This is a genomic window from Flavobacterium aquatile LMG 4008 = ATCC 11947 (genome assembly GCF_000757385.1).
In the GTDB taxonomy this organism is placed as follows: Bacteria; Bacteroidota; Bacteroidia; order Flavobacteriales; family Flavobacteriaceae; genus Flavobacterium; species Flavobacterium aquatile.
In genome coordinates this window covers 42,196-60,136 of record NZ_JRHH01000004.1, presented here as the reverse complement: position 1 = coordinate 60,136, position 17,941 = coordinate 42,196, and the positions used below count along the sequence as shown (strand labels likewise).

Genomic DNA, 17,941 nt, shown 5'->3' with positions numbered 1-17,941 from the left:
CTTCGTACCTCGCAATGACTAAAATATGAAGAAAACTACTTTATTATTGGCTTTTTTACTTGTAATTTCTAGTTGTGCCAAACGTGAAACACGCAATATGCTTACAAGTGGCGACTATGATGGCGCTATAATTAATGCGATAAACGGATTGCAAGGCAACAAAAATTCCAAGGGAAAACAAGATTACGTTTATATGCTTGAGGAAGCCTACGCCAAGGCAGATGAACGCGATTTAAGAAATATTGCAACATGGTTTAAAGATGCCAATCCAAGAAATTTGGAGCAAATTTATGATACTTACATCAATTTGAACAAGCGTCAAGAAATGATTCGTCCGTTGTTGCCGTTGAAATTATTGAAAGAAGGTCGTGATGCGAAGTTTCCGTTTAGTGATTATTCGGATCAAATTGTTAGTAGCAAAAATGCGTTGGCTAAATATTTATATGATAATTCTAAAGCACTTTTGGCAACCAAAGATAAAATGAGTTTTCGTCGTGCGTATGATGATTTGGTTTATTTGAATGAATTGAGTCCGAATTTTAAAGATGTACCTCAACTTATTGAAACGGCTAAATTTAAAGGAACCGATTATGTAAATGTTTACACGAAAAACGAAACCAATATGGTGATTCCGGTGCGTTTGCAAAACGATTTACTGGATTTTAGCACGTATGGATTGAACGATAAATGGACCGTTTATCACAGCAATAAAGTGAAAGGAATTGACTATGATTACGGAATGATTGTAAACTTTCGTCAAATTAACATCTCACCTGAACAAGTAAAAGAGAAAGAGTTTCAGAAAGAAAAACAAATTAAAGATGGCGTAAAAAATCTTGTTGATGCTAACGGAAATGTGGTGAAAGACAGTTTAGGAAATCCGATAAAAGTGGATAATTTTAAAACGGTTAGAATTAGCATTTATGAATTTGCTCAATTTAAAGCATGCCAAGTTACTGCAAAAGTGGATTATATTGATTTTAAGACCAATCAGTTAATCGACACTTTTCCTATAGCAAGCGAATTTACCTTTAACCATGTTTATTCAAGATACAAAGGAGACAAACGTGCTTGTGAGCAAGACTATTACCCAAATTTTGATAGACGTGCGGTACCTTTTCCAAGCAACGAACAAATGGTTTTTGATACTGGAGAAGACTTAAAAGGAAAATTGAAAACTATTATTTCTAGAAATAAATTTAGAAAATAAATTAATGAATAAAAGTATCTTTATAATTGCTTGTTTGTTCTCCTTAAATTGTTTTTCGCAAAAAACTATTTATTTGGACGAAAATAATAATGAAATTGAAGTTTCTGAATTTCAAACTAAATGGAGAAATGCTGATCTTAAATTATTTAGATGGGATTATTTTAAAAATTCAAATGAGAAAGTAGCTCAATTACACAAAAATAAATTTAATTTTTTTAATGTAAACTACGAAAATCTTAGTAGCGAATTAAAAAAAATAACCAATAAAAAAACTTCAGCTGACACCAACTTTATAATTGAATATGTTTTTTCTAATGACTTGTGTAGCTCAGATCAAAATGCTAACGAGTGGAGTAAAGAGAGATTAAAGAAAAGAGCTGAATTTCTTAAAAGTGTAAAATCAACTATCAATTCTGTTAATAGCAAAATAGTTTATATTGTTGTCTTTGATAATAAACTTTTAGTAAATGATTATATAAAATCAATAGATTTCTTTTTTGTTGACCAGTCAGATTTCATCAAATCTAATTTTTTACAACAGCCAGCATTTTGTGGTTCTTTTATATTAATTAAACCAGACGGAAATGTTTTAGTTTCTAATGGAGAAAATAGAGCCGATTTTTTATTAGACTATTTTGAACCTGCTACTTGGAATAAAATCTTCTCGGAAAAAAAATAATAAATCATATTAAAAAAAGCGGTTTATTAGTGCAAACTTCTAGTGAGTTAACATTAATAAACCGTTTTTTTATTTTTATAAACTAAGCTTAATTTCCTCCTCCTAACGATTTGTATAGTTGGATAACAGCATTCATTTGTTTGAACTTATTATCGATGTAATTAATTTCGGTGTTTAAGGCATTGTCTTTGGCCGTTAAAACCTCAAGATAATTTACCAAACCATATTGCAATAATTCATCAGAATACTCGGCAGCTTTTGTTAAGGCATCCAATTGGTTTTTTCTAATAACTAATTTATCGGTTTCGTTTTCATAAGTTGCAAGTGCATCTGAAACTTCTTTTCCAGCAACTAAAATGGCTTTTTCATACTGTAAATAAGCTTTTTGTTGGTTGGCTTTAGCAACTTCCAAACGAGTTTTATTCTGGCGTTGTGAAAAAATAGGTTGGGCAAGACCTGTAATAATATTTGCAAATAATGATCTTGTACTAAACCATTCTTTCAACTCTATACTTTGCAAACCGCCAGTTGCATTGATGGTTAACGAAGGATAAAAATAGCTTCGGGCAATGTTGGTTTGCTCAAATGTATTTCTAAAATTTAATTCGGCTGAAAGTACATCTGGACGCTTACTTAATAGATAAACAGGTAAACCTGAGCTAACATTGGCATCAATTTTTTGAGATTCGAATGTAGAACGTTTTACTTCACGTGATGATTTTCCTAATAATTGAGAAAACGAATTTTCAATTATTTTACGATTGTAAACCAAATCTTTTAGAATAATTTCGGTGGCGTATTTTTGCGCTTCCGTTTGCTTTACGGCAACTTCGTTTACGTTCCCAGCATCTTTTAAAGCTTTAATGACCTCAACACTTTGCGTTCTATTATTTATTGTGTTGGTTACTACTACAATTTGCGCATCAATAGCAAGCAATTGATAATAAAGTGACGACACATTGGCTATCAAATCGGTTTGAACGGCTTGTCTAGCGGCATTTGTCTGTAAATACTGAGCAATTGTTCCTCGCTTGTTACTTCTAATTTTTCCCCATATATCGGCTTCCCAAGATAATTTTGCCGATAATTCATATTGATCTAATGAACTAAATAATCCACCAAATTGACTATTTTTCGACAATTCTTGATGGGTTAAAGAGGCATTTGCATTCAATGATGGAAGATATCCTGCCTTTCCTTGTTTCATTGTAGCTTCGGCTGCAGCAATATTTTGAAGCGCAATTTTTAAATCTAAATTATTCTGGATTGCTTCTTTAATATGCTGTTGCAAAATAGCATCTGTAAATAATTTATCCCATGAAACCATTGCCAACGAAACGGTATCTTTACTTTCTGTTCTAAACAAACTGTCGGTTGTTACTTTTGGTGCTTCGTATTCTTTAGCAACAAAACAAGACTGCATTAGCATCATGACTGCCACTAAAAGAAAACTTTTTATGATATGTTGTTTTTTCATTTTTCTAATTATAAATTTTCATCTTCAAATTCTGGAACGATATTCTTTGGCTTTCCGCTAATTCTTTCTTGTAATGTTTGAAACACAATAAACAAAACTGGAATTACAAATACACCGAGAACAGTTCCGATTAACATTCCTCCAATTGCTCCAGTTCCGATGGCTTTGTTTCCTGTTGCTCCAGCGCCTTGTGCTAACATTAATGGCAATAATCCTAAAATAAATGCAAATGATGTCATTAAAATAGGACGCAAACGTGCTCCGGCACCTTGAACTGCAGCATGCGAAATACTCCAGCCTTTCCTCCTAGCTTCTGCCGAAAACTCTACAATAAGAATGGCATTTTTAGCCAATAATCCGATAAGCATGATGAGTGTAATTTGCAGATAAATGTTGTCACTAACATTAAAGAAAAAGGCAAAAATATAAGAACCTGCTAATCCAACTGGTAATGAAAGTAATACTGCAAAAGGCAACATATAACTTTCATATTGCGCTGCTAACAAGAAATATACAAATATCAAACACAACATAAATATGAAAATCGTTTGTCCACCAGCGCTGATTTCTTCACGAGTAATCCCCGAATATTCGTAACCATATCCAACAGGTAATGTTTGAGCGGCAACTTCTTCGACTGCTTTAATGGCTTCACCCGAACTAAATCCGTCTTTTGGCGCACCTTGAATTTTAACCGAGGTAAACAAGTTAAAACGTTCAATTGCTTGAGGTCCGAAAACTTTTGTCAATGTGATGAACTCCGAAATTGGAGACATTCTACCAGAACTATTTCGTACCATTACTTTGTTCAACGATTCGGGATCGACTCTATATTGCGGTTCTGCTTGATAAATTACACGAAATTGTTTTCCAAATTTATTGAAGTTAGAAGCATAAACACCACCATAATAACCTTGCATTGTTCCAAGTACATCGGTAACGCTCAATCCTGATTTTTTAATTGCAGGAACATTCAAATCAATACGATATTGTGGATAATTTGGCGAAAACGAAGTCGATGCATATTTAATTTCGGGACGACTATTTAAAGCTGCCAAAAATTTATCTTTTACTGCATTCAACTCTTGAATTGAGCCACCTTTTTGATCTTGCAACTGAAATTCAAATCCGCTGGTAAATCCGAATCCAACCAACGTTGGTCGTGCAAAAAATAATACTTTCGCATCTTTTACAACACTGGAACGTTTAAATAATTCTTGCACTACAGCAGTAACATCTTGATTGCTATTTTTACGTTCCGACCACGGTTTTAATTTGGCAATTACCATTCCGTAATTACTTCCCGTTCCGCTAATTAAACTTCGACCCGAAATTCTAAGAAATCCAGCTATTTCTGGAATGTCTTTTACTTTACCTTCTATTTCTAATAAAATTTCTTCTGTTCTTTCTAATGAAGTTCCTGGCGGAAGCGAAATATCTGAAATTACAACACCTGTATCTTCATTGGGTACAAATGCTTTTGGCGTAATGTTCATCAATAGCACAAGAATACCTGCAAATACTGCAATTCCTAAAAAAGCCAACCATTTACGTTTGATAAAAAACTCCACCGATTTTTTATATTTAATCGTTGTTGCTTCAAATGCTGTATTGAAACCTGCGTAAAATCGTTTTAAAAATCCTTTCTTCTCTTCACCTTTATCATGTGATTTTAAGAAAATAGCACACAATGCTGGCGCAAGTGTAAGTGCATTTACTGCTGATAAAACAATGGCAACGGCTAATGTTAATCCGAATTGTTTATAAAAAACACCTGCCGAACCACTAATAAACGACACCGGAATAAATACAGCAGACATCACCAATGTAATCGAAATAATGGCACTACTGATTTCGTTCATGGCACTGTGCGTTGCCTTTCTCGGATCGTGTTCGCCGTTTTCCATTTTGGCATGAACAGCTTCGACGACGACAATGGCATCATCGACGACAATTCCGACAGCAAGAACTAATGCGAATAACGTTAATAAATTGATTGTAAATCCGAATAAATTCAAGAAAAAGAACGTTCCAATAATGGCTACAGGAACCGAAATTGCTGGAATTAAAGTAGAACGCCAATCTTGTAAAAATAAAAACACTACGATAAATACTAATATAAAGGCTTCAATTAAAGTATGAATAACCTTTGTAATCGATTCATCAAGGAAATCATTAGCATTTACTAAATCTTTATACTTCACTCCTTTCGGAAAATTTACAGAAGAATCTTCCAATACTTTTATAGAACCTTCAATAACTTCTTGAGCATTAGAACCAGCAGTTTGCGCAATTGCAATCGCTACAGATTGATGCCCATCGGTTAATGTGTTACTCGCATAATTTATCGCTCCAAGTTCAATTTTAGCAACATCACCTAATCGAAGTACTTGTCCGCTTTCTGTTGAACGAATTACCATTTGTTCAAACTGTTTTATTTCTTGAAAACGACCACTATATTTTAAAGTATATTGAAACGATTGCTCACCGCTTTCTCCCAATTGTCCTGGTGCCGCTTCAATGTTTTGTTCGGCTAATAAACTAGTAATATCCGATGGAACTAATCCGTAGGATGCCATTACATCAGGCTTAAGCCAAATTCGCATTGAATAGTCTTTTTGTCCAAAAATTAAGGCTTCACCAACTCCAGCAACACGCTTTATTTTTGGTAAAATATTAATATTGGCGTAGTTTTGAAGAAAAGTCATATCATAATCTGGGTTTTCACTGTAAAGCGAAAAAATTAAAATATTATCACTTTGTCTTTTAGCCGTGGTTACTCCAGCTCTTGTAACTTCTTGCGGAAGTAATGACGAGGCACGAGAAACACGGTTTTGAATATTTACGGCAGCCAAATCGGGATTGGTACCCAATTTAAAATACACAGTAATCGAAGCCGAGCCATCATTATTGGATGTCGAAGTCATGTAGGTCATGTCTTCTACTCCATTAATTTGTTCTTCTAGCGGAATTACAACAGAATTCATAACCACTTCTGAACTTGCTCCTTGATAATTTGCCGAAACTGTAACCGTTGGTGGCGCAATTTCTGGATATTGTGAAACTGGAAGCGAAATTAATCCTAAAACTCCCAAAATAACGATGATAACAGAAATCACCGTTGACAATACAGGTCTGTCAATAAATTTTTGAAACATAATCTGTTTTTATTAAATTATTTAGTTGTTGGAGTTGACTCTGTTTTCGGGTTTAGAACATCGTTCATCGGAACCAATTCTGGTTTGATTGCCGTTCCTTCTGTGATGATTCCAATTCCTTCAAGAAGTACTTTATCACCAACATTTAAACCTTTATCAACAACATAAAATTTTCCTCCAGAAACCGCTCGAACTTCAATTGGCACTGTTTTTACCTTGTTGTCTTTATCAACAATAAGTGTAATTCTCTTGTCTTGTAATTCTAATGAAGCACTTTGCGGAATTATTATTACATCATTCAGTTTTGTTGGAATTTGAATTGTGCCACTTCCACCAGAACGAAGTAATTTATTGGCGTTAGAAAATTTAGCTCTTACATTAAACGAACCAGTCTGCGAATCAGCTTGACCGCTAAAAGTTTCAATTTTTCCAGTTTGCTCATAAGCCATTCCGTTACTCAAAACTAAATTTACAGGTAACATTTTGTTTACTTTCTCTTGAAATGATTTTCCATCAGAATTCATCATAATGTCTAATTGCTGTTTTTCATTTACAGAAAAATAAGCATAAATCGAACTAATATCGGAAACACGTGTTAACGGTTCAGCGGTTTGACTACTCACATAACTTCCTACACGCATTGGTAAAGTTCCCACAATTCCGTTTACCGGACTTTTTATTGTAGCATAATTAATTCTTGCAATTATACTTTGGTATGTACTTACGGCACTTGCTAAATTAGCTTTAGCTGTTTCCAGTTGTACGTCACTTATAATTTTACGATCAACCAAAGGTTTTAATCGATTTACTTCTACTTGTGCAGCAGTAACTTTTGCTTTAGCAGCACCAGCATCTTGAGTTGCAGTTAATGTTTCTAATTTAAAAAGTGGCTGTCCTTTGCGAACTTCCTGACCTTCATCAACATATATTTTCTCGATATAGCCATCAACTTTGGCACGAATTTCAACATCGGTTACACCTTCTAAAGTCACTGGATATTCTGCAATTAGCGTAGTATTTGACTTTTGAATTTCAACAACTTTATAGGGCATTGCCGGCATTTCTTTTGTTGCGGCTTCTTCTTTTTTACAAGAAAGCAAACTTGCTGTTAGAAGTATTGAAAGGATTAAATAACTCTTTTTCATGGGGATTTTTATTTAGCAGATTGATTTTTAATTTCGATTGATTTGAATTTACTTATGGTAGTTGTAAGAAGCTGTTCAACTTGAATAAGATGCTCCTTGTAGGCACACATATTATGAAAATTGATTTCCTCTTTTTCGCAAGACATATTCTTTTTTCTAAACTGCTTTAACTTGTCTACTAATGTCTTTTCATCGTCAATTAAAGTAAGATAGTTTTGTAATCTTTGACTTAATGGAGCAGCTTTGAAATATTTTTTCCTATCACCAACTAATGTAAAATATTCAACTCTATTGGTTTTTTGTAATAAATTTAGATTGGTAGAAACCGAACTTTTACTCGCTTGCATGATTTCTACAAGTTGCTCAAAGGTCAAGCCCGACTTGCATCCGTCAATTATTAATGTAGAGAGAATTCGTCCTGCAAGCGGCGGAATATTGTAAATACGTTCGAAGTGTGCTCCAAACGATTCTATTAATTCATTCTTTTCGTTATCCATTGAAATAATTTTTTGCAAATTTAATTCTAGTTCGTAAAATACCGAACTAATCGAACTTAAATTTGTGTTAAACTTATGGAAAGAAAAAAATGAAATAAAAAAAGACGATAAAATTAATGCTTAGAATCCGAAGAAATATACTGGTTTATTGATACTTAATGTGCTTAAAGTTTGCTGAAATAAACCTGTTTTTCTGTCTCTTTTATAAACCGTAATTAAGTTGGAAGATTGTGAAGCTACGAAAATATACTTTTGATTCTTGGAAATAATAAAATTTCTAGGTGTTCTTTCTGTTAGAATTGTTTGAATTTTCTCAAGTTTATTATCGGCAATTTTCATCGCAACAATATGATTATCAACACCTCTCACCGAAACATAAAGAAATTTCTCATCGTTACTTAAACGTAGTTCTGCCGTCGAGCCAGTAGTTTTTTCTTTAGTTAATGCTATCGTTTGAATTGGAAGTAACTGATTGTTTTTATAATCAAATACTCCTACTTCATTGGTCAGTTCGAATGTTACATACAATCTAGTTCCAGCTTTATTCCAAACTAAATGTCGTGGTCCAGAACCAGCAGCAACTTTTACAGCAACCGATCTTTCGTTTTGTAAAAATGTTTTTGAATATTCATCAAATGGAATAATTTCAATCACATCACGACCTAAATCGGCAACGAACATTTTATTTTCTTTAGGATGAAAAACGATGCAATGCACATGCGGTTTTTCTTGACGATCACGATCGATACTTTGACCTTCAAATTGAATTTCATTAACACTTTCAGATAAATTTCCTTTTTTATCAATTGGAAAAACGCTCAAATTCCCACCAGAATAATTTCCAACTACAATAAAATTCTCTTTCGGACTAAAAGCAACTGTGCAAGGATGATCGCCTTTTGTGAAAAACGAGCTTAATTTGGTAAAAGTATTTGAATTAGAATCGTAGGAATACGAAGTCACTTTTCCGCCTTCTTTACTTGCTGTTTCTTCGACAGAAACTACAATCGTCTTTGCTTTATTAGTAATTACAAACGAAGGATTTTCAATGCCAGATACTACTTTTTCTAATGAAATAGTATTTGATTCTTCATTGAACTTAATAAGATTGATTCCTTGCGATTCATTATCTGTATAAGTTCCAACTAAATAATTAGTACTTTTTGAAGTCGAACAACTCATAATTACAACAGACAAAAGCGCGATGATTCCAATTCTAATTTTCATATAGCTATACGAATTTCTTTAATGAATGCGCATCAATACTATCATGTGAAACATCATAAATAGATTTTCCGTCTTGAATAACAATCAGTTGTGGCGATTGATGATAAACGTCAAATTTAGTAGCAATTTCATTCGATACATCTCGGTGATTTAGTAAATCAAGAAAATAAGGAGTGATTTTATCTTGTAAATCAAATTCGTTTTCAAATTGCTTCAACACCATTCTACTGATACTACAACGCGTACTGTGTTTGAAAATCAAAATAGGTTTGCCAGCCGATTCATTTACAATTTCGTTCAAATCATCAACATTGGTTAACATTCTCCAATCTACTTTCGACACTTTATTTTCTTCGTCTTGACTTCCAAATATATTTTTAAATAAACTCATATTACTTTGTTATTACATTCAATTGATTTTGCAAAATTACAGCATCTTTATTTAATGGAAGCTTTTTTGTAATTTGATTAATGATTTTAACCAATAAAGTCACAAAACCCGACTTTTTGTCGTAACTTTAATAGTGTTTCTGCTTACCAACAAGTCATTTTGTCCTAATTTTTCAATTGGAATACATCTTGACGACTACATTACAAACAATATACAATTTTACAACATACATTATACAACACAAAAAATGAACATAAATAAATTAACAATCAAATCGCAAGAAGCGTTGCAACAAGCACAGCAAATTGCACAAAGTTTCCAACAACAACAAGTGGAAAACGAACACCTATTTAAAGGAATTCTCGAAGTTGACGAGAACGTTACTCCGTTCCTATTAAAGAAACTCAACGTAAACATTGACTTATTCAAAAAAATTCTTGACAGCACAATTCAAAGCTTTCCAAAAGTTTCTGGAGGTGAACTTATGTTTTCTCGTGAAGCAAGTACAACTTTAAATGAAGCCGAAATCATCGCCAAGAAAATGAACGACGAATTCGTTTCGATTGAACATTTAATACTGGCTATTTTCAAATCTAAAAGCAAAATTGCCCAAATCCTAAAAGATCAAGGTGTAACCGAAAAAGGATTACAAGCAGCGATTTCTGAAATGCGTAAAGGCGAACGAGTAACGTCTGCTTCTGCCGAAGAAACATACAATGCTTTGAACAAATACGCGAAAAACTTAAACGAATTGGCTAAAAACGGCAAACTCGATCCTGTAATTGGTCGTGATGAAGAAATTCGTAGAGTGTTGCAAATTTTGACGAGAAGAACCAAAAACAATCCGATGTTGGTTGGTGAACCTGGAGTTGGTAAAACTGCCATTGCCGAAGGTTTAGCGCACCGAATTGTAGATGGCGATGTACCCGAAAATCTGAAAGACAAAATCGTTTTTTCATTGGATATGGGTGCGTTAATTGCTGGTGCAAAATACAAAGGTGAATTTGAAGAACGACTTAAATCGGTAGTAAAAGAAGTGACTTCTGCCGAAGGTGATATCGTACTTTTCATTGACGAAATTCATACGTTAGTTGGTGCTGGCGGCGGCGAAGGTGCAATGGATGCGGCTAACATTTTGAAACCTGCTTTGGCTCGTGGCGAATTGCGTGCTATCGGTGCAACAACATTAGACGAATACCAAAAATATTTCGAAAAAGACAAAGCGCTCGAACGTCGTTTCCAGAAAGTAATGGTTGATGAACCCGATACCGAAAGCGCGATTTCCATTTTGCGTGGTATCAAAGAAAAATATGAAACACACCATAAAGTACGCATCAAAGACGATGCTATTATTGCGGCCGTAGAATTATCGCAACGCTATATTACCAATCGATTTTTACCTGATAAAGCTATCGATTTAATGGACGAAGCGGCATCTAAACTACGTATGGAAATCAATTCGAAGCCCGAAGAACTCGATGTTTTGGATAGAAAAATCATGCAGCTAGAAATCGAAATCGAAGCCATCAAACGTGAAAATGACGAAACCAAACTTAAAGGTCTTGGTTTGGACTTAGCGAATCTTAAAGAAGAACGCAATGAAATTTTCACCAAATGGAAATCAGAGAAAGATGTGGTTGATAACATTCAAGCCGTGAAACTCGAAATAGAAGATTTCAAACTCGATGCCGAACGTGCCGAACGCGATGGCGATTACGGTAAGGTTGCCGAAATTCGTTACGGAAAAATCAAAGAAGCACAACAACGATTGGACGAATTGCAACAACAATTACTGGAAAACCAATCGGGTACTTCCTTGATAAAAGAAGAAGTAACTCGCGAAGACATTGCCGAAGTCGTTGCCAAATGGACTGGTGTACCAGTAACCAAAATGCTGCAAGGAGAACGCGAGAAATTATTAAAACTCGAAGACGAATTGCATCACAGAGTTGTAGGTCAGGAAGAAGCCATTCAGGCTATAAGTGATGCCGTTCGAAGAAGTCGCGCCGGATTGCAAGACATGAAAAAACCAATTGGAACCTTCCTATTTCTGGGAACAACTGGAGTTGGAAAAACCGAGTTAGCGAAAGCCTTAGCCGAGTATTTATTTGACGACGAAAACGCCATGACTCGAATTGACATGAGCGAATACCAAGAACGCCACAGCGTAAGCCGATTGGTTGGTGCGCCTCCAGGATATGTAGGTTATGACGAAGGCGGACAATTAACAGAAGCCGTGCGTAGAAAACCCTATTCTGTAATTTTGCTAGACGAGATCGAAAAAGCGCATCCCGATACGTTCAACATTTTATTACAAGTATTAGACGAAGGAAGATTAACCGACAACAAAGGACGCTTGGCCGATTTCAAAAACACCATTATTATCATGACCAGTAATATGGGAAGTGGTATCATACAAGAGAAATTTGAAAACATGAAAGGCAACATCGAAGCCACAACCGAAGCTGCCAAAGTAGAAGTTTTAGGATTATTAAAACAAACCGTTCGCCCAGAATTCATCAATAGAATAGACGAAATTGTAATGTTCACGCCGTTAACTAGTGCGAATATCAAAGAAATTGTTCGTTTGCAAATCAAAGGATTGACCAAGATGTTGGCACACCAAAACATCACTATGGACGCCACACCAGAAGCCATTGCTTATCTAGCCGAAAAAGGTTACGATCCGCAATATGGAGCGCGACCAGTGAAACGTGTTATCCAACGCGAAGTGTTGAACCAACTTTCTAAAGAAATATTGGCAGGCAAAGTAACGACGGATAGTATTATCTTATTAGACAGCTTTGATGGGCAACTCGTTTTTAGAAATCAAAGTGCGTTGGTGAGTTAAACTCGCGTCAATTGGAAAATGATAAAACCCACCGTCACTTCGAGTGATTTTGCGGAATGTAATGGAGCAAAATTTTATCGAGAACCTATGAAAAATAATTAGTGTTCCAAAGTTCTCGATTAGCTTCGCTCAGTTCGGCAAGCCTCGGGTCATTTTTTACAAAATAGCTCAGTCGCAATTTTGTAAAAAACACTCGAAATGACGAAAGTGGAAAATAGTTTATATAGCAAAAGAAAAATGCCAGTGCAATTAAGTACTGGCATTTTCAATTTAAATACAACTAAAAACTAAAAATTGTGGGTTTAAATAAGTGTCAAAGTCTAACTCAACACTGCAAACCTACAGCAAATAATTCAAATAAAACCACGTAAAAATACCTGTTTTTTATCCAATTGAAAGTTTTAGATTTGTTTCATTAGTGGAAGCGAATGACCACTACCCTTTTGCCGATAGCGCGGATTTGCAATCCGTGCCCACAAAGAGATAAAACCCAGATAGCGCGGATATGTATACACACCGATAGCGCGGATTTGCAATCCGTGCCCACAAAGAAATAAAATCACTATCAGACAAATAAAAAACTACAACTTAAGATTTGTAGTTTTTTTTATTAAATTTGATTAAACACCGATAGCTCGGATTTGCAATCCGTGCCCAAAAAGAGATAAAATCACTACCCAGATAGCGCGAATTTGCAATCCGTGTCCACACATCGATAGCGCGGATTTGCAATCCGTGCCCACAAAGAGATAAAACCCAGATAGCGCGGATATGTATACACACCGATAGCGCGGATTTGCAAACCGATAGCGCGGATTTGCAATCCGTGCCCACAAAGAGATAAAACCCAGATAGCGCGGATATGTATACACATCGATAGCGCGGATTTGCAATCCGTGCCCACAAAGAAATAAAATCACTATCAGACAAATAAAAAACTACAACTTAAGATTTGTAGTTTTTTTTATTAAATTTGATTAAAACAAAAGCCATGTCAACCAAATACAAAGCCACAATCACAGAGCAAGCTTTTTTTATCACGATAACAACGGTAGGCTGGATAGACGTTTTCTCAAGACTAAATCAAAAATACAACATCATAAATGCTTTAAATTATTGTCAGAAGAATAAAGGTTTAGAAATTTATTCTTATGTGATAATGAGCAACCATATACATTTATTATGCAAAGCGACGGACGGCTTCATACTATCAGATGTGATAAGAGATTTCAAAAAATTTACTTCCAAAAAAATAATAGAAATTATAATTAATGAACCCGAAAGCAGACGAGAATGGATGGTTGATTATTTTAAAAAAGCATGTCAACACCTAAAAAGGGAACAACAACATAAAGTTTGGCAAGATGGTTATCATGCAGAGATTGTAGAAACAAATTGGTTTATAAAACAAAAAGTAGATTACATACATAACAATCCAGTAAAAGAAAAAATTGTTACTTTACCCGAAGATTATTATTTTAGTTCTGCAAGAAACTATGCTGGTCTAGAAAATGACTTAGAAATAATTACTTTAGATTTATTTTAAGTTGATTGTGAGCACGGATTGCAAATCCGCGCTATCTTTACGTTAAGATACACTTACTATTTAAATAACTCATTTTATCTAAAAATAATTTATTTCAAGCTAGTGCAACAATCATGCTCTTGCTCAAATGGCGCGAATTAGCAATTCGTGACCAGGTGGCGCGGATTTGCAATCCGTGTCCACACACCGATAGCGCGGATTTGCAATCCGTGCCTACAACCAAACACCCCATCCCACCTACAACACAAAAAGTTGTAGGTTTTTTTATGCTTTATCAATTGAGATTATTATCTAAATACTCATTATAGCGATTTTGGTTTTAAAATGACATCAAAGTATCGCTAGATTACATCTTTGGGTCGTCAGATAACATCTTTAGGTTATCAGATAACAATATTGGGTTGTTAAATAACAATTTTGGGTTGTCAAATAGCAATTTTAGGTTTCTAAAAAGAAATTATAGATTACTAAATAACATAAAAATACAGCAAAAAGACATTTTTAGGTTGACAAATGACATTTTTTATATATTTGTACCACTTAGTAACTAATTACACGATTATGTTTGTACTTGAAATTAAAGAAATGTTTGCTCAAAAAGGAGTTGTAAAACCTTATGCTCTGTTGCTTAGAATGGGTATTCCAAGAACGCGCGCGAGAATGATGCTTAATGGAACTAACAAAAATGTCAACTTAGCAGACTTATTTAAGTTTTGCACCTATCTTAATTGCACGCCCAAAGAACTTTTAAAAGTAGTGCCCACTAAAGGTAGCATAGCACTGCAAAATACACCACTGCAAGATTGGATTAAAAAGGAAGATGTCAATTTAATTCATGAAATGATTTCTATGACACCTGAAGAAATGGATAAAATGAAAGAGTTTTATAAAGAATTAAAAAGCAAATAGTATTTACAAGAATTTGCAGAAAACAATAAATAGTCTGCTAACACAAAAAATCTATAAAATGCCCAACTTCTTAACCATTGATTACTTAAAACACGGCACATCAATACAAATTCGTGCTTATCAAGTTTTAATTGAGAATGAAGTTATGTCTCAAATAGCTTCTTATCATCCAGTGTTAGTGGGAACAATTCCTATTGATATTGCTATTGAAAATAGTGATCTTGATATTATTTGTTATTGGAAAAATAAGAAGGAATTTATAGAAAAATTACAATTGTGTTTTGGTAAACATCCATCATTTTCTATTAGAGAATTATCTCTTGATGGCAAGAAAACCGTTGTTGCTAATTTTTTACTAGAGGAATTTGAAATTGAAATCTTTGGTCAGGACAAACCAACTGAAGAACAAAATGGCTACAAACACATGATTATTGAACACGAAATTCTAACAAAAAAAGGAGCATCATTTCGGCAAGAAATCATCCAACTCAAACAAAGCGGTTACAAAACCGAACCAGCATTTGCTTTGCTACTCGGTCTAGAAGGCAATCCATATCTAGCATTGCTAAAATATACTCTTAGCAATAGTTATTAAAAATCTAACTATAGTCTTGCAGAACGAGAATAATTGCAAAAAGTTTCATGAAGAGTTGAAATTGTATAATTATAAAATTTTTATCTTTAACAAAAAAAAATGAAAAATACAGCACGACTTATATTAGACAAACCTGTAAAAGAAGATTTCGATCGTTTTTATGAAATACATAGTGATCCAGAAACAAATTTATTTAATCCAAACGGAGCAATGAGTCTAGAAACTGCCAAGATGGCTTTTAATGAGATGTTGGAGCATTGGGACAAAAATCAATTTGGAACTTGGAGCATTAAGGAAATAGAAAAACCAAATTATGTAATTGGTTTTGGTGGATTGGCAGACAGGCTTTATGGAGAGGAAATAAAATTGAATTTAGGTTATCGCTTTGATAAAGATTTTTGGGGAAAAGGATATGCAACAGAACTTGCCAACAAAACCATAGCATTTGGATTACATGAACTCAACAAACCTGAACTATTTGCAATAGTTAGGCCACAACATTATGCTTCTATTAAAGTTCTAGAAAAATCTAATATGAAGTTAATTGGCGAGCTAAATGATGTAGAAAATGCTGCAAATAGTTTGGTTTATAGTATTAAAAAATAATTGCCTCAGCAAAACTAAACCAGATAATGCAGATGTTTCCACACATCGGTAGCGTAACTATCCATATATAGCAGAAATGCATTCAATTATAAATTATTCTCATCGAGTTGTATTTAGAATTTGTAAGTATAAAGTCAAAAAGAAAATTAAATTAAAAAGATAAAGTAGGAAAAAAATTATAAAATCATAGTTTTAGATTTATTTTATATGGTATATTTGGGAAATTAATAACCAAAAATAACCAACCTAAATGAAAAAATCAATTCTAGCATTAGTTCTATCTTTTGCTCTTTTCTCTTGTTCGTCGGATGATAGTTCATCAGACAATTCTTCAAACAATCCAGATTTTGCTATGACAGCAAAAATCAATGGAACTACTTTTCAAGCCAATAATCCTTTCGGTACAAATGAGTTTTCCGACACCAACATTTGGAATTATTATCCCGAAGCAGATTATGTAATGCTTCAAGGAAGACAAGGTGGTGCTTTTGGAAATCCAGAAATTAACTTATGGTTAAAAAAAAGTGATATTGCTGTGGGAACATATCCTATAACTCAAGAAACTTTTGACACACCACCATCACATTTTATTGATTTGATTGATAATGCAAATGATATATCTGAACATACAAATGAAGGTGTTGTTATAATAACGGAAGTAAATAATACTACACATATTGTTAAAGGTACTTTCCAATTCACAACGGTTGACGAACTTGATAATCCAGCAGCTCCAATTGGGTTTACAGTAACGGAAGGAACTTTTAGATACAAGTTTCAATAATAAATATACCCAATATTCTATTTAAAATTAGTAGAAACAACTTAAAGTCGGCTTTTTAGTCGGCTTTTTTTTTTGTAGAATACCTTCTATTTTCTAATTATCAATTTGTCCTCACGTAGAAAAAATTCTACATAAGGTTCTAACAATTTCTACAAACCAAAAGATTTTTTTAAAATACATTTGCTTGTGTAGAGAATTAGCGAAGTTTGTTTATCAATATGGCAAACTTACTATCTACGCAATCACTACTAATTATTTTAAAAAACTATTTGCGCTAAATTTAGTTTATAAAAATTAGGAGTAAAAACAACAAATGCAAAATCTTGATTCGAGTTGGTAAAATGATTAAAAGGTTATTTAAAAGGCATTAAATAGATGAAAACAAATTTTGAGGATGTTTAGTGGTTGTTGTTTTTAAAGCGGTTTATTACAAACCGCTTTTTTTTTTGCTTTAACACTGCATTATTTAATTTCATCCAATCCTAACAATAACAATTGCGCTGTAGCTTCATTAGTTGCCAACGGCACATTGTGAACATCACAAACGCGAATAAGCATATTGATATCTACTTCATGCGGATGATTGGACATTGGATCTTTAAAGAACAAAACCATTTTTGTTTTTCCTTCGGCAACGCGTGCTGCAATTTGGGCATCGCCACCAAGCGGACCAGAAAGCATCTTTTTTACTTTAAATCCAGCAGATTCAGCTTTAGAACCTGTTGTTCCAGTGGCAATTATCTTTATATGTTCTTTGGTTAAAATGTGCTTGTTTTTATTTAAAAACTGAACCATATCGGCTTTCTTGCCGTCGTGAGCTATTATTGCTATTTCCATAATAATTGTTTACTATAAAAATAAAAAAA

15 protein-coding genes are annotated in these 17,941 nt (G+C 33.9%); 8 read left to right on the top strand and 7 right to left on the bottom strand.

The features are described 5' to 3' along the window. The first annotated feature begins 25 nt into the window (after positions 1-25). Both LG45_RS10145 and LG45_RS10140 read left to right on the top strand, forming a co-directional pair. Positions 26-1,210, top strand: coding sequence for a hypothetical protein (locus LG45_RS10145; RefSeq protein ID WP_035126855.1), 1,185 nt, complete (start codon positions 26-28; stop codon positions 1,208-1,210). A gap of 4 nt (positions 1,211-1,214) precedes the next feature. After that, the gene (locus LG45_RS10140) at positions 1,215-1,889 is read left to right on the top strand and encodes a hypothetical protein (protein ID WP_035126853.1); all 675 of its coding nucleotides are present in this window, start codon (positions 1,215-1,217) and stop codon (positions 1,887-1,889) included. An 88-nt stretch (positions 1,890-1,977) separates the two neighbouring features. Here the strand turns inward: LG45_RS10140 and LG45_RS10135 are convergent, their stop codons facing one another. From LG45_RS10135 to ytxJ, 6 genes are all read right to left on the bottom strand, one after another. After that, on the bottom strand, positions 1,978-3,366 hold the full coding sequence (locus LG45_RS10135; protein ID WP_035126852.1) for a TolC family protein: 1,389 nt from the start codon (positions 3,364-3,366) through the stop codon (positions 1,978-1,980). Positions 3,367-3,374: 8 nt separating this feature from the next. After that, a complete protein-coding gene (locus LG45_RS10130) occupies positions 3,375-6,524 on the bottom strand; it encodes an efflux RND transporter permease subunit (RefSeq protein WP_035126850.1) in 3,150 nt (1,049 codons plus the stop codon). 17 nt (positions 6,525-6,541) lie between these two features. Next, on the bottom strand, positions 6,542-7,669 hold the full coding sequence (locus tag LG45_RS10125; RefSeq protein WP_035126848.1) for an efflux RND transporter periplasmic adaptor subunit: 1,128 nt from the start codon (positions 7,667-7,669) through the stop codon (positions 6,542-6,544). Between the two features lie 8 nt (positions 7,670-7,677). Next, entirely contained in the window at positions 7,678-8,166 is a 489-nt protein-coding gene (locus tag LG45_RS10120) for a GbsR/MarR family transcriptional regulator (RefSeq protein ID WP_240471868.1), read from the bottom strand. A 120-nt stretch (positions 8,167-8,286) separates the two neighbouring features. Beyond that, positions 8,287-9,393, bottom strand: coding sequence for a lactonase family protein (locus tag LG45_RS10115; protein WP_035126846.1), 1,107 nt, complete (start codon positions 9,391-9,393; stop codon positions 8,287-8,289). A gap of 4 nt (positions 9,394-9,397) precedes the next feature. Further along, the gene (gene ytxJ, locus LG45_RS10110) at positions 9,398-9,784 is read right to left on the bottom strand and encodes a bacillithiol system redox-active protein YtxJ (protein WP_035126844.1); all 387 of its coding nucleotides are present in this window, start codon (positions 9,782-9,784) and stop codon (positions 9,398-9,400) included. A gap of 247 nt (positions 9,785-10,031) precedes the next feature. Between ytxJ and clpB the strand changes: the two genes are divergently transcribed. The 6 genes from clpB to LG45_RS10080 all read left to right on the top strand — a co-directional run bounded on the left by clpB (position 10,032) and on the right by LG45_RS10080 (position 17,075). Then, complete coding sequence (gene clpB / locus LG45_RS10105) at positions 10,032-12,635, top strand: ATP-dependent chaperone ClpB (RefSeq protein WP_035126842.1); 2,604 nt, start codon at positions 10,032-10,034, stop codon at positions 12,633-12,635. 991 nt (positions 12,636-13,626) lie between these two features. Further along, positions 13,627-14,181, top strand: coding sequence for an REP-associated tyrosine transposase (locus LG45_RS10100; RefSeq protein ID WP_035126840.1), 555 nt, complete (start codon positions 13,627-13,629; stop codon positions 14,179-14,181). A 513-nt stretch (positions 14,182-14,694) separates the two neighbouring features. Then, positions 14,695-15,090, top strand: coding sequence for a helix-turn-helix domain-containing protein (locus tag LG45_RS10095; protein ID WP_081932066.1), 396 nt, complete (start codon positions 14,695-14,697; stop codon positions 15,088-15,090). Between the two features lie 58 nt (positions 15,091-15,148). Further along, entirely contained in the window at positions 15,149-15,685 is a 537-nt protein-coding gene (locus LG45_RS10090) for a DUF4269 domain-containing protein (protein WP_035126837.1), read from the top strand. 99 nt (positions 15,686-15,784) lie between these two features. Then, entirely contained in the window at positions 15,785-16,291 is a 507-nt protein-coding gene (locus LG45_RS10085) for a GNAT family N-acetyltransferase (protein ID WP_035126835.1), read from the top strand. Between the two features lie 250 nt (positions 16,292-16,541). Continuing rightward, positions 16,542-17,075 (top strand): Riean_0653 family protein, encoded by a 534-nt coding sequence (locus LG45_RS10080; RefSeq protein WP_035126833.1) that lies wholly within the window; start codon positions 16,542-16,544, stop codon positions 17,073-17,075. 462 nt (positions 17,076-17,537) lie between these two features. Here the strand turns inward: LG45_RS10080 and LG45_RS10075 are convergent, their stop codons facing one another. Next, complete coding sequence (locus LG45_RS10075) at positions 17,538-17,912, bottom strand: methylglyoxal synthase (protein ID WP_035126831.1); 375 nt, start codon at positions 17,910-17,912, stop codon at positions 17,538-17,540. Positions 17,913-17,941: the final 29 nt, after the last annotated feature.

Coding starts and splice junctions, on each gene's coding strand:
- LG45_RS10145 (WP_035126855.1), top strand. CDS start 26: ATGAAGAAAACTACTTTATTATTGGCTTTTTTACTTGTAATTTCTAGT.
- LG45_RS10100 (WP_035126840.1), top strand. CDS start 13,627: ATGTCAACCAAATACAAAGCCACAATCACAGAGCAAGCTTTTTTTATC.
- clpB (WP_035126842.1), top strand. CDS start 10,032: ATGAACATAAATAAATTAACAATCAAATCGCAAGAAGCGTTGCAACAA.
- LG45_RS10135 (WP_035126852.1), bottom strand. CDS start 3,366: ATGAAAAAACAACATATCATAAAAAGTTTTCTTTTAGTGGCAGTCATG.
- LG45_RS10080 (WP_035126833.1), top strand. CDS start 16,542: ATGAAAAAATCAATTCTAGCATTAGTTCTATCTTTTGCTCTTTTCTCT.
- LG45_RS10115 (WP_035126846.1), bottom strand. CDS start 9,393: ATGAAAATTAGAATTGGAATCATCGCGCTTTTGTCTGTTGTAATTATG.
- LG45_RS10120 (WP_240471868.1), bottom strand. CDS start 8,166: ATGGATAACGAAAAGAATGAATTAATAGAATCGTTTGGAGCACACTTC.
- LG45_RS10075 (WP_035126831.1), bottom strand. CDS start 17,912: ATGGAAATAGCAATAATAGCTCACGACGGCAAGAAAGCCGATATGGTT.
- LG45_RS10085 (WP_035126835.1), top strand. CDS start 15,785: ATGAAAAATACAGCACGACTTATATTAGACAAACCTGTAAAAGAAGAT.
- LG45_RS10090 (WP_035126837.1), top strand. CDS start 15,149: ATGCCCAACTTCTTAACCATTGATTACTTAAAACACGGCACATCAATA.
- LG45_RS10125 (WP_035126848.1), bottom strand. CDS start 7,669: ATGAAAAAGAGTTATTTAATCCTTTCAATACTTCTAACAGCAAGTTTG.
- LG45_RS10095 (WP_081932066.1), top strand. CDS start 14,695: ATGACATTTTTTATATATTTGTACCACTTAGTAACTAATTACACGATT.
- LG45_RS10130 (WP_035126850.1), bottom strand. CDS start 6,524: ATGTTTCAAAAATTTATTGACAGACCTGTATTGTCAACGGTGATTTCT.
- LG45_RS10140 (WP_035126853.1), top strand. CDS start 1,215: ATGAATAAAAGTATCTTTATAATTGCTTGTTTGTTCTCCTTAAATTGT.
- ytxJ (WP_035126844.1), bottom strand. CDS start 9,784: ATGAGTTTATTTAAAAATATATTTGGAAGTCAAGACGAAGAAAATAAA.